Origin of the sequence: Streptomyces sp. G45, assembly GCF_049542095.1 — a bacterium.
Lineage (GTDB): Bacteria > Actinomycetota > Actinomycetes > Streptomycetales > Streptomycetaceae > Streptomyces.
In genome coordinates, this window is record NZ_JBMUZU010000001.1 from 8,680,189 (window position 1) to 8,691,713 (window position 11,525).

Genomic DNA, 11,525 nt, shown 5'->3' on the forward strand with positions numbered 1-11,525 from the left:
CACGCGCCCCGGCGCCCCTCGCGGTCGGCTCAGTAGTCCTTCAGCTCGAACGCGCTGATCCGCCGGTAGACCTCGGCCAGCTCGCTCCCGTCCTCCGGAATCGCACTCAACTCGCCGACGTCCTCGGCCAGTTGTCTGCGCATGCGCTCGCGGTTGGCGACGGCGACGTGCTGGTTCATGGCCACGAAGGGGCGCAGCTGCTCCTCGTACGCGGCGAACGCCTCGCGGTGGTCGCCCCCGGCCGCCTTGAGCTCCCCGGCCAGGACGTACGCGCCGACCATCGCGACGGTCGTGCCCTGTCCCGAAGCGGGTGAGCCGCAGTAGCCCGCGTCTCCGAGGAGCGCGACGCGGCCGCGCGACCAAGTGTCCATGTGGATCTGCGCCAGGGCGTCGCAGTGGAAGTCCGGGGCGGTCCACATGTGGTCGAGGAAGCGCGGCAGTTCCCAGCGGGCGTCCTTGTAGGTGTCGGCGATCAGGCGCTTCTGCGCCGCGGGGTCGCGCGGCAGGAAGTCCGCGGGCGCCTCGTCCGACTCGATGCCGACGAAGACGCGGGCCTCCGCGTTGCCGCGGACGCTCATCACCAGGGCGCCCCAGACGTCGGGGCGGGACATGCGGTAGACGACCTCCCAGTGGTCGAGGTCCAGGAGGTTCGGCACGGACCACACGCTCAAGTAGGCGCCCAGATGGCGCAGATAGCGCTCCTCGGGGCCGAAGACGAGGCGGCGCGTGTCGGAGTGCACCCCGTCGGCGCCGACCACCAGGTCGAAGCCGCGCGAGGTGCCGCTCTCGAAGAGCACCCGCACCTCGTCCTCGTCCTGCACGAGGGTGGCCACGCTGTCCCCGAAGAGGTACTCGACGCCGTCGCCGCTGGCCTCGTACAGGATCCGGCAGAGGTCGTCCCGGAGGATCTCGACGTCCGGGCTCGCGATCTCGCCGCCGCTCGCGGTGCGTTCGGTGGTGCGGGACAGCTCCGTGCCGTCCTCGTCGACGACCGACATCCCGCGCAGCGCGGTGCTGCGGCGGCGGATGCCGTCGAGGACGCCCATGCGCTCGGCCACGTCGAGCGCCGCACCGCGCACGTCGATGGCCTGGCCGCCGGGGCGCAGTGCGGGGGCGCGCTCCACCACGGTGACCTCGAAGCCGTGGCGGCGCAACCAGTAGGCGAGGGTGGGCCCGCCGATGCTGGCGCCGCAGATCAGGACGCGCGCGGCGGCGGGCCGCCGCCGCGCCCGGCGGTCTTCCTGACGAAGGGGCAGAGGGGACACTCGGTGCTCCTGTTCGACGTGCCGTTGATCCGTCACACCGAGCGTCCCGCGCCCCACCGACAGCCCGCCGACAGCCCGGCGGCGCACGCCGACGGATCGCCGACAGGGCGGCCGTGGGTCAGGTGGTGCAGTGCTTCTGCGCGTCCACGCGCACCTTCCGGCCGGTGAACTCCTCCAGGACGGCGATGTTCTCCGGGGCGTAGTTCGCCGCCGTGATCTTGTCGGCGTCGCGGCTGCCCAGTTTGCCGGTGTACGGCGCGGACTTCTCCAGCCAGTACGCCGTGCGCAGGAACTGGGTCAGGACCAGGTCGCGCAGCTTCGGCTCGGCCTTGATCCGCGCCCAGTAGTCGGGGTGCTTGTCCTTGGCGACGCGCAGGTACAGCAGCAGGTAGCGCAGGTTGGTGGCGGCGATGTCGCGTGCGTTGCTGGCGCCGACGCCCCTGATGTACTCCTGGAGCACCGTGACCGCGGGCAGCCCGGTGAGCCCGGCGTTCTGCTCGGCGAGCACTCCCTGGAGGCGGTACTCGCCCTGTGTGCGGTCCCGCAGGTAGATGTCGTCCATGGAGGAGCTGAGGCTGTCCTTGATCAGCGGCAGTATCTCCTTGCGGGGGAAGCCGCCGTGCAGGGGCACGGTCAGGGCCTGCTGGCCGCCGTTGATCCACGCGGCGATGTGCACGTCCCACCGGGTGCGGGACGGGTCGAGGTCCCACATGTGGGTCTCCTCGTGGATCGCCACCATCATCGACTCGGCGAACCCCTCGAAGCTCCGCTTGTTCACGAACTGGTCCCAGTACTTGTCCTTGGCCTGGGCGATCGCCAGCGCCTCACCGCTGGGCCAGCGCCGCTTGTACATGGCCTGGAGGGTGCGCATCCAGTTCGAGGAGTTGAACGACGCCTTGAGGTCGCTGATGTCGGCGGTGGGCTGCGACGGTTCGTCGTAGCAGTAGGGCTCGGCGGCGCGGGCGCGCTCGGTGCTGTCGGCAGGGGCGGCCGCCGCCGGACCGGACGCGGCCACGGTTCCCGTGCCGAGCGCCAGGACGAGCGATGCGGTCAGCAGCCGGGGGAGAAGTCTACGGCTCACGAGGACCTCGTCTCGAAGCAGTTGTGGGGGAGGGAGGGGAGGCGCGGCCCGGTGGGGCGCCGCACCGCCCGTCACTCATCGAAGCTACTGACCCGCTCGCCCCGTGCCTACTGTCGGCGCACGACAACGCACGACGGACCCCCGCCGCCCGCCGCCGTCCTGCCGCTGGCGCCCAACGGGCTTGCCCTGGAGCGGACTCCAACTCGTACAGTCACGGCACCCAACGCGGCCACGGGCAAGGAGAGTTGCATGCGTCACCACGTTCTGGGCGGGACCGGCATCGAGGTCAGCGCCTACTGCCTCGGCACCATGATGTTCGGCTTCGTCGGCAACGGCGATCACGACGACTGCGTCCGCATCATCCACGCGGCGCTCGACGAGGGCATCAACTTCGTCGACACCGCCGACATGTACTCCAGCGGCGAGTCGGAGACGGTCGTCGGCAAGGCCCTGAAGGACCGGCGCGACGACGTGGTGCTCGCCACGAAGGTGCACTTCCCCATGGGCGAGGGCCCCAACAGGGGCGGGAACTCACGGCGTTGGATCGTACGGGCGGTGGAGGACAGCCTGCGCCGCCTCGGCACCGACTGGATCGACCTCTACCAGGTGCACCGGCCCGACCACACGACCGACGTCGAGGAGACGCTGTCCGCCCTCACCGACCTGGTCCACCAGGGCAAGATCAGGGCGTTCGGCTGCTCCACGTTCCCCGCGGACCACATCGTCGAGGCCCACCATGTCGCCGAGCGGCGCGGCCTCCACCGGTTCCGCACCGAACAGCCGCCCTACTCCCTGCTGGCCCGGGGCGTGGAGCGGCACGTGCTGCCCGTCGCCCAGCGCCTGGGAATGGGCGTGCTCACCTGGAGCCCGCTGGCCTCGGGGTTCCTCACCGGCCGCTACCGCAAGGGGCAGCCGCTCGACCTGAGCGGCGTACGCCCCACCCTCAGCCCCGCCCGCTTCGACCCGCAGGCTCCGCTGACCGCCACCAAGCTGGACATCGTCGAGCAGCTCGTGGCCCTGGCCGACGACGTCGGCTGCACCCTGCCGGAGCTGGCGATCGCCTTCCCGCTGGCCCACCCCGCCGTCACGTCGGTCATCATCGGCCCGCGCACGATGGAGCAGCTGCGCGCCACCCTCAAGGGCGCGTCCCTGGTCCTTGAGGACGCCGTCCTCGACCGCATCGACGAGATCGTGGCCCCCGGCACCGACGTCTACCCGCCGGACGGCGTCTGGGCCCCGCCCGCGCTGACGGACCCGGCGCTGCGGCGGCGCACGCCCGGCGCCCGCGCCGCCGCCTGAGCCGGTCCGGGCCCGACGGCCCGTGCGGGTCCGGTCACTTGCCGGGGGTGACCAGACCCGACTCGTAGGCCGCGATCACCGCCTGGGCGCGGTCGCGGACGCCGAGCTTCGCGAACACCGCGGTGACGTGGTTCTTCACCGTGGACGGGCTGATGCACAGCGTCTCCGCTATGTCGTTGTTGTCGTGGCCCCGGGCGATCAGCGTCCACACGTCGGTCTCGCGCGCCGTGAGGTCCGGGTGGGCCCGGGGCGCCGGGCGGGCCGGGGGCGTGGTGATGTACGCGGAGATGAGGCGGGTCAGCAGCCGGGGCGCCACCGCGGCCTCGCCCGCGTGAACGGTGTGGACGGCCGCGACCAGCTCCTCCGGGGACACGTCCTTGGGCAGGAAGCCCGCCGCGCCCGCGCGCAGCGCGCCCACGACGTACTCGTCCATGTCGAAGGTGCTCAGGGCCAGCACACGGCACTGGGGCAGCTCGGCGGTCAGTTCGGCCGTGGCCCCGACGCCGTCCAGGTGCGGCATGCGGATGTCCATCAGGACGACGTCGGGGCGCAGCCGCCGGGCCAGGTCCACGGCCTCGCGGCCGTCGCCCGCCTCGCCGACGACCGTGACGCCGGGGTCGGTGTGGAAGATGAGCGCGAGTCCGCGCCGCACCAGGGGCTGGTCGTCGGCGATCAGGACGGTCAGGGGGCGGGTCACCGGAGCACGACCTCCTCGTCACGGGCGGATTCCGGCGCGGGGGCGGGCAGCGGCAGCGTGGCCGCCACCCGGAAGCCGCCTTCGGGCCGCGCCCCGGCTTCGAGCGTGCCGTCGTGCAGGGCGACGCGCTCCCGCATGCCGACCAGACCGTGCCCGGCACGCCCCTTGCGCGAGGTGGCGCCGCCGCCCGCGCCGTCGTCGTACACCTGCACGGTGAGCAGCTCGGGCCCGTAATCGAGCAGGACCGTCGCCCGCGCGCGCCCCGCGTGCTTGCGGACGTTGGTCAGGGACTCCTGGACGATCCGGAACACCGTCAGGCCAAGCGTGGGGGCCAGCTCCCGCCGCTCGCCCTCGACGCGCAGCTCGGTGGGCACGCCCGCCTGCCGGGAGTCGGCGACCACGCGCGGCAGGTCCGCGATGCCCGGCTGCGGCGGTGACGGGCGGCCGTCGTGGTCGGTGTCGTCGGCGCGCAGCACGTCCAGGAGCTGGCGCATCTCGCTGAGCGCGAGGCGCCCGGAGTCCTCCAGGGACTTCAGGGCGTCCTGCGCGAGGTGCACGTCGTGGTGCAGCACCTTGCGGGCGCCGCCCGCCATCAGCTGCATGGCCGTGATGTGGTGGGCGACCACGTCGTGCAGCTCACGGGCGATGCGGCGGCGCTCGTCGGCGACGGCGTTCGCGGCGAGCAGCTCGCGGTGCAGGGCCAGCTGGCGCTGCCACTGCCGCACCGCGCAGCCGACGACCACCGCCACGCTCAGCCCCACCACGTCCCCGAGCAGGGCGTGCCACCACTCCTCCTCGGGGACGGGGCCGGGAATCTGCAGCACCGCCAGGGACAGCGCCGTCGCGCCCGCCGTGACGCGGGCCGCACGCAGCCGCGCCACCGAGAACAGGGCGACGATCAGGCAGATCGGCATCCGGTACGCGATGGGCACGACCAGGGTGAGCACCGCGAGGGCGGCGAGGACGGCGACGAGCGCGGCGACCGGGAAGCGCCGGTGCCACGCCAGCGGAACGACCGAGAGGACGTACAGCGCGACGACGCCCGCGCTCCACCGCCCGCCGGGCGGCAGGGCCACGGCGTACCCGGTGAGGTCGATCACCAGGGTGCCGAGGGCCACCAGCACCTCCTGGCGGCTCGGACGGGCACCGGACAGGCGCCGCAGGCGGGCGCGCGTGAGCATGCCGTGAATCTCCTTCGCGGTGGGGACGGGGCCCGCTGTCGCAGGGCGAAGGGGCCGTGCCCGGGGGACGTGGTCCGGGGACGGGATCCATTGTCACCGGGACACGGTCCATTCCAGTCGCCGCCGGGGGCCCGGACGTCGTCCTCAAGGGGGAGCCGCACCTGGGAGCAGGGTCCTGGTCGGGGCGCGGAGCACGGCCCAGGTCCCGGGGCGGTTTCGTCGCCGCGGGCGAGGAGGCGGCCGGAACGCCGGTGATCTTCTGGAAGGGCCCGGTGGGACCGGGCACGACCCCCGCCGGAGGACCCCTTGATCAGACCCCTGACCGCCCTGACCACCCGCCACGCCTGGAAGTTCATCCTGCTGTGGACGGTGCTCGGCGTCGCCCTGTCCGTCGTCGGGCAGTCCAAGCTGCACAGCGTCACCGAACCCGACGTGGGCAGCTTCCTGCCGAAGTCCTACGACTCGGCGGCCGCGCTGCGCGTCGCCGAGGACGAGTTCGGCGCCAAGCCCGACGCCAACGCCGTGACCGTGCTCGTCGCCCGCGACGACGGGCGCCGGATCACCGCCGCCGACCGGCGCCGCATCGACCGGATCGCCGCCGACCTCGGCCAGCGGCGCCTGAAGAGCCCCAATCCGGACGACCTGCCGCCGCTGCTGTTCACCGACCACTCCCAGAAGCCGGTGGTGAAGCCGCTGTCCAACGCGCCCGACGGCACGTTCCGGCTGCTGTCGGCCTCCCTCAAGGGCAACCAGAACGACCCCGAGCTCCAGGAGCTCTACCGCGACTTCCGCGACCACGCCAAGAAGGCCTTCGCCCGCGCCGACCTGCGCACCGGCTTCACCGGCGGCATCGCCGACACCGCCGACACGGCCGAGGAGCAGGAGGACACCGAGAAGCTGGTGGGCCTGCTCACCTTCGGGCTCATCCTCCTCCTGAACGTCCTCGCGTTCCGCAGCGTCCTCGCCGCGCTGCTGCCGCTGCTCGCGGTCGTCCTCGTCGGCGGCGCCGCGACCGGCGCGGTCGTCGGCACGGCCCTGCTGTTCGACTTCAAGCTGGACCCGTCGACGCCGTCCCTCATCAACGTGGTGCTGCTGGGCATCGGCATCGACTACTTCCTGTTCCTGCTGTTCCGGTTCCGCGAGGTGCTGCGGGGCGACCCGACGACGCGCCCGCGGGCCCTCGCGGCCGAGTGCGCGGGCCGCGTCGGGGCGGCCATCGCCTCGGCCGCGCTGACGATCGTCGCGGCCTTCGCCACCCTCGGCATCGCCAGCTTCGGCCAGTTCAGGGTGCTCGGCCCGGCCATCGCGGTATGCGTCCTGGTGATGCTCCTGGCCAGCCTCACCTTCATGCCCGCGCTGCTCGCCGTGTCCGGGCGCCGCATGTTCTGGCCGTCGCGGGCACTGCGGCGCGCCCCGCGCCCCGGCCTGAGCGGGCGGCTCGGGGAGCGCGTCGCACGCCGCCCGTTCCTGTTCCTCACGGCCAGCGTCGGACTGCTCGTCGCGCTGAGCGCCGGTGCCCTGGGCATGCGCATGGACTACGGCACCGGCGCGGGCCCCGACGACACCCCGGCCGCCGCGACCGCCCGGGAGATCGCCCGCGCCCTGCCCGGCGGCGTGGAGAGCCCGCACACCGTGTACGTCACCGCCGACGACCGGCACGCCGAGGGCACCCGCCTCGACCGGTCCGCGCTCCTGGGGCTCACCAAGGAGCTGAAGGCCGTCAAGGGCGTGGGCCGGGTGGCCGCGCCCGTGCTCAACGAACGCCGCACGGCCGCCAAGGTCGACTTCTACCTGACCGTCGACACCCAGTCGCAGGGCGCCCGCGACCTGATCGCCGACACGGTGCGGCCCGTCGTCACCAAGAAGGCACCGCCCGGCACCGAAGCCCATGTGTCCGGCGAGGCCGCCCTCTTCTCCGACGTGTCCGAGGCGGTGTCGAAGGACCTGAAGGTCGTCTTCCCGGTGGCCGCCGCGCTCATCGCCCTGATCCTGGTGCTGCTGCTGCGCAGCCTGCTCGCGCCGCTGGTCCTGATGCTCGCCATCGGCCTCGGCTTCACCGCCACCCTCGGCTCCGGCGTGCTCGTCTTCCAGCACGTACTCGACCGGCCCGGGGTGTCGTTCACACTGCCGCTGGTGCTGTTCCTGTTCGTCGTCGCCCTCGGCACCGACTACAACATCCTCATCAGCGACCGCGTCCGCGAGGAGATGGGGCGGCCCGGCACGGCCCGCCAGGCGGCGGCCGCCGCCGTGCGCCACACCGCGCCCGCCATCGTCACCGCCGGGGTCGTCCTCGCGGGCTCCTTCGCCAGCCTCGCCGTCAACCCGGCCCCGGCCACCCAGGAGATCGGCCTGGTCACCGCCCTCGGCATCGGCCTGTCCTCGCTGGTCCTGTCGGTGGTCCTGGTGCCCGCGGCGGTGGCGCTGCTCGGCCGGGCCACGTGGTGGCCGTCGAAGTCGGGCCGCGGCAAGGGCGGCAGGCGCCGGACGCGGCAGCCCGCGTACGAACCCCACAGCCCGTACGCGGGTGACGGGTGGCCGCACGACAGGCAGCCGCTGCGGCGCTGACGGCCCACGGCGGCCGGAAGACGCCGGGACGGCCGCGAAGCCCGAGTGACCGCGAAGGCCGTGGCGCCCGCGGAGACCGGGTGACCGGCAGGACCGGGGTGGCCCCCGTCCACGAGAGGACGGGGGCCGCTCGGCGTCCGGTGCCGCTCGGCGAGCCGGTCCGCGGCTGTCAGTCGGCGAGCCGGTCCTCGATGAGCGCCTTGAAGGCGGCGTACGACCCGGGAGTGGCGACCTTCTCGCCGTCCACGAAGAACGTCGGGGTGCCCCGCACGTCGAGGCCGAGGCCGTCGCTCAGGTCGGTCGCGACGCGCCGCGCGGTGGCCCGGTCGTCGAGGGCGGCGTCGAACGCGCGCAGGTCCAGGCCGAGGTCCTTCGCGTAGCCCCGGAAGGTGTCCCGCTTGGACTCCCGCGCCTCGCCCCAGTCCCGCTGCGTGGTGAAGAGCTTGGCGTACATCTCCTTGAACTTGCCCTGCCGGGCGGCTGCTTCGGCGGTGCGCGCGGCGAGTTCGCCGTTGCGGTGCCCGGGCAGCGGGAAGTAGCGCGCGACGAAGGTGACCCGGTCGCCGTACTCCTCGCGCAGCCGCTCCACGACCGGGTACATCGCGCCGCACGCCTCGCACTCGAAGTCGAGGAACTCCACGATGGTCAGTTCGCCGCGCTTCGGGTCGCTGAGGCGGTGGCTGCTCTCCCGCACGGGCTCGGCGTCGGCGGCGGGCCGCGCGTCCGCGCCGCGGCCGCGGCTCTCCGGTGCGAACAGCAGGACGGAGCCGTAGGCGGCGGCGAGCGAGGCCAGCACCACGGCGGCGACGACGAGCTGCTTCCTGACCCTGGACATGGCTGCCCTCACAGCGCCACACCCCCGGTGCACGCGGCGCCCGCCGCCTCGTCGTCGTACGCGGCCCACGTCGTGCCGTGCTCCAGGGAGCGCACGGCGTCGCGGCGGCCTCGCGCCGCCTGGGCGCGGCGCGGCTCCTCGGTCCTGGCGCGCCGGGCGGCGCGCTGTGCTGTGGTGGGGGCGGAACCCATGGCAAGTCCTTGTCCCCGCCGCCCCGATGGGCACGGCGGTGCGAATGAAGGGGTCGGGCCGGTGCGCCCGCGCTGCCGGGCGGGCGTGACGAGCGGCGCGCGGCGGCGGTGCGGCCGCGCGGGGCCCGGCCTACGTCCGCTGGACCTGGAGCTGGTGGATGCCGGGGGCCCGGACGGGCGCGGGCGGCGGCCCCTGCGGGGCGGGTACGGCCGCCCCGCAGACCGCGGGCACGAGCGCCAGCGCCTCGGGGGAGGGCGGCGAAGGGTTGGGGCCGGTGCCGGTCGTCAGCTCCTCGGCCGAGGCGCGGCAGTGGGTGTCACCGGAGTCGTGCCCGGCGCCCACGCACAGGTGGGCGGACGTCCCGAACGCGTCGGCGGTGGCCGGGTGCGGCGCGTCGGCGCTCACAGCGGTTGCGGAAGGGGCCGTGGCGGGCGGTTCGTTCGCGGCGTGGGCGCACACCGGAAGCGCCCACAGCACCACGGCGAGCAGGGCGGCGCAGCGCAGCACGAAGACCCGCGCGGCATGCCCCGCCGCGCCTCGGAAGCCGTCCTGCCGGTCGCTCATCAGCCGTCCTGCCGGGTCACTCGACGCGCCTGATCGTAACCGAGGGGGTCCTGGGCGGGAGAATGGCGTGGTGGACCTGAACCTGAAGCTCGTCCACGCCCTCGTGAGGGTGGCGGACGAAGGCAGCATCACCCGTGCCGCGGCGCGCCTGCATCTGACGCAGCAGGCGGTCAGCGGACACATCCAGCAACTGGAGAAGCTGGTGGGCACCGCCCTGCTGGTGCGCACCGCCCAGGGGGTGGTGCTCTCACCCGCGGGTCAGGAACTGGTCAAGCAGGGCTCGGCGCTGCTCGACCGGGCGGAGGAGATGCTCGACGAGGTCCGCAGGGTCGGCTCGGGTCGGGTCGGCCGGTTGCGGATCGCGTTCAAGGCGCAGAGCACGGCGCACTTCATGCCGCAGGTCGTGGCCGCCCTGGAGCGGGAGGCGCCCGACGTCGAGGTGGACGTGCTGTCCGTGTCGTCCCTGTCGGAGGAGTTGGAGGCGCTGGCGGGCGGCAGGGCCGACGCGGCGTTCCTGTGGCTGCCGACCGGGGACGACCGGGTCGCCGCCGCCGAGGTGCTGACCGAGCGGCGGGTCGTGGCGCTGCCGCCCGACCACCCGCTGGCGGGGCGCGCGGAGGTCACCCTGGCCGACCTGGCGGCGGAGCCGGTCGTGGGGCCGCACACGGTCATGCCGACCGAGGTGGTGAAGTTCTGGTTCGTCGACCCGCGCCCGGACGGCTCGCCCGCCGTGTACGGGCCGGAAGCGCACACCCCGGAGGAGTGCCTCCAGCTCGTGGCAGCCGGGCGCGGCGTCTGGCTGGCCCCGGCGTCCAGCGCCCAGTACTTCGTCCACCCCCGGCTGGCCTGGGTGCCGGTCGTGGACGCGGAGCCGTTCCGGCTGGCCGTCGCCTGGGCCCGGCAGGCGCCGCCGGCGCTGCTTGACCGGCTGGTGGACCACTGCCGCCGGTGGGCGCGGGAGGGGTGAGACCCGCCGCGCCCCCCGGCAGCTCGGGGGCCGCCGTTCAGGCACGGCCGGTCAGGGCCCGCCGCTCAGCGGGTGGTGAAGCCGCCGTTGACGAAGAAGACCTGGCCGTTGGCCCACCAGCCGTCGGTGAGCAGGAACCTCACCCACGGGGCGATGTACTCGATCTTGGTGAGGTCGCCGTTCATCGCCTGGTCCTTGAGGTAGGCCACGGAGTCGTCGGTCTCGGCCGGGTAGAAGAAGGCGGTGTCCATCGGTCCGGGCGCGATGGTGTTCACGGAGATGTTGCGGCCGAACAACTCCTTCGACAGGGCGCGGGTGAAGTCCTCCACCGGGGCCTTGCTGCCCGCGTACACGGAGTACTGGCCGGTGTACCCGGCGAGCAGCGACGTGACGATGGTGAGGATCTTGCCGCCGTCCTCGACGCGCCGGGCGGCCTCCTTCATCACGAAGAACGCGGCCTTGGAGTTGACCGCGAACATCCGGTCGTATTCCTCCGGGGCCACCTCCACCAGGGGCTTCTTGATGACCATCCCGGCGGTGTTGACGCTCGCGTACAGGGAGCCGAAGCGGTCGACGACCTCGTCGAAGGCGCGCGCGGCCTGCTCCGGCTCGGTCAGGTCGGCCTGGAGCGTGAACGCCTCGCCGCCCCGGGCCACGATGTCGTCGGCGACGGCCTGGGCCTTCGCGGCGGAGGAGTCGCTGTTATAGTGCACGGCGACCCGCGCGCCCGCGTCGGCGAGGGTGCGGCTGATGAGGGCGCCGAGGTTGCGGGACGCGCCGCCGACGAAGACGGCCTTGTTCTCCAGGGTGGTGGGCAGGGCGGTGGTCATGAATGACTCCTTGCTCGGTCTTCGTGAGACAGGGGTTCAGCTGCCGGAG

General features: G+C 73.5%; 11 protein-coding genes. 3 read left to right on the top strand and 8 right to left on the bottom strand.

The features are described 5' to 3' along the window. Positions 1 to 29: 29 nt before the first annotated feature. Both ACOBQU_RS37135 and ACOBQU_RS37140 read right to left on the bottom strand, forming a co-directional pair. Positions 30 to 1,265, bottom strand: a complete 1,236-nt coding sequence (locus ACOBQU_RS37135; RefSeq protein WP_423633598.1) for an FAD-dependent monooxygenase — start codon at positions 1,263 to 1,265, stop codon at positions 30 to 32. Positions 1,266 to 1,383: 118 nt separating this feature from the next. Then, on the bottom strand, positions 1,384 to 2,346 hold the full coding sequence (locus tag ACOBQU_RS37140) for a hypothetical protein (protein WP_423633600.1): 963 nt from the start codon (positions 2,344 to 2,346) through the stop codon (positions 1,384 to 1,386). Positions 2,347 to 2,595: 249 nt separating this feature from the next. On the opposite strand from ACOBQU_RS37140, the gene ACOBQU_RS37145 reads away from it, so the two are divergent. Further along, positions 2,596 to 3,645: an aldo/keto reductase gene (locus ACOBQU_RS37145; RefSeq protein WP_423633602.1), complete on the top strand. Its 1,050-nt coding sequence runs from the start codon at positions 2,596 to 2,598 to the stop codon at positions 3,643 to 3,645. A gap of 34 nt (positions 3,646 to 3,679) precedes the next feature. On the opposite strand, the gene ACOBQU_RS37150 is transcribed toward ACOBQU_RS37145, so the two are convergent. Beyond that, entirely contained in the window at positions 3,680 to 4,342 is a 663-nt protein-coding gene (locus ACOBQU_RS37150) for a response regulator (RefSeq protein ID WP_423633604.1), read from the bottom strand. Further along, positions 4,339 to 5,523, bottom strand: coding sequence for a sensor histidine kinase (locus tag ACOBQU_RS37155; protein ID WP_423633606.1), 1,185 nt, complete (start codon positions 5,521 to 5,523; stop codon positions 4,339 to 4,341). Before ACOBQU_RS37155 ends, ACOBQU_RS37150 begins: the two co-directional genes overlap by 4 nt. Positions 5,524 to 5,829: 306 nt before the next feature. Between ACOBQU_RS37155 and ACOBQU_RS37160 the strand changes: the two genes are divergently transcribed. Then, the gene (locus ACOBQU_RS37160) at positions 5,830 to 8,088 is read left to right on the top strand and encodes an MMPL family transporter (protein ID WP_423633608.1); all 2,259 of its coding nucleotides are present in this window, start codon (positions 5,830 to 5,832) and stop codon (positions 8,086 to 8,088) included. Positions 8,089 to 8,257: 169 nt separating this feature from the next. On the opposite strand, the gene ACOBQU_RS37165 is transcribed toward ACOBQU_RS37160, so the two are convergent. The 3 genes from ACOBQU_RS37165 to ACOBQU_RS37175 all read right to left on the bottom strand — a co-directional run bounded on the left by ACOBQU_RS37165 (position 8,258) and on the right by ACOBQU_RS37175 (position 9,679). Continuing rightward, complete coding sequence (locus tag ACOBQU_RS37165; protein WP_423633609.1) at positions 8,258 to 8,923, bottom strand: DsbA family protein; 666 nt, start codon at positions 8,921 to 8,923, stop codon at positions 8,258 to 8,260. A gap of 8 nt (positions 8,924 to 8,931) precedes the next feature. Beyond that, positions 8,932 to 9,114 carry a hypothetical protein gene (locus tag ACOBQU_RS37170; RefSeq protein ID WP_423633611.1) on the bottom strand — a complete coding sequence of 61 codons (183 nt, stop codon included), beginning with the start codon at positions 9,112 to 9,114 and terminating at the stop codon, positions 8,932 to 8,934. Between the two features lie 130 nt (positions 9,115 to 9,244). Further along, positions 9,245 to 9,679, bottom strand: a complete 435-nt coding sequence (locus tag ACOBQU_RS37175) for a hypothetical protein (RefSeq protein WP_423633613.1) — start codon at positions 9,677 to 9,679, stop codon at positions 9,245 to 9,247. 67 nt (positions 9,680 to 9,746) lie between these two features. Between ACOBQU_RS37175 and ACOBQU_RS37180 the strand changes: the two genes are divergently transcribed. Continuing rightward, a complete protein-coding gene (locus tag ACOBQU_RS37180; RefSeq protein ID WP_423633615.1) occupies positions 9,747 to 10,646 on the top strand; it encodes a LysR family transcriptional regulator in 900 nt (299 codons plus the stop codon). A 65-nt stretch (positions 10,647 to 10,711) separates the two neighbouring features. Here ACOBQU_RS37180 and ACOBQU_RS37185 read toward each other — a convergent pair whose 3' ends face one another. Next, a complete protein-coding gene (locus tag ACOBQU_RS37185) occupies positions 10,712 to 11,476 on the bottom strand; it encodes an SDR family oxidoreductase (RefSeq protein ID WP_423633617.1) in 765 nt (254 codons plus the stop codon). Positions 11,477 to 11,525: the final 49 nt, after the last annotated feature.

Bases quoted from the DNA above. Each gene is read 5' to 3' on its own strand.
- ACOBQU_RS37145 (WP_423633602.1), top strand. From the start codon at position 2,596: ATGCGTCACCACGTTCTGGGCGGGACCGGCATCGAGGTCAGCGCCTAC.
- ACOBQU_RS37155 (WP_423633606.1), bottom strand. From the start codon at position 5,523: ATGCTCACGCGCGCCCGCCTGCGGCGCCTGTCCGGTGCCCGTCCGAGC.
- ACOBQU_RS37165 (WP_423633609.1), bottom strand. From the start codon at position 8,923: ATGTCCAGGGTCAGGAAGCAGCTCGTCGTCGCCGCCGTGGTGCTGGCC.
- ACOBQU_RS37170 (WP_423633611.1), bottom strand. From the start codon at position 9,114: ATGGGTTCCGCCCCCACCACAGCACAGCGCGCCGCCCGGCGCGCCAGG.
- ACOBQU_RS37175 (WP_423633613.1), bottom strand. From the start codon at position 9,679: ATGAGCGACCGGCAGGACGGCTTCCGAGGCGCGGCGGGGCATGCCGCG.
- ACOBQU_RS37185 (WP_423633617.1), bottom strand. From the start codon at position 11,476: ATGACCACCGCCCTGCCCACCACCCTGGAGAACAAGGCCGTCTTCGTC.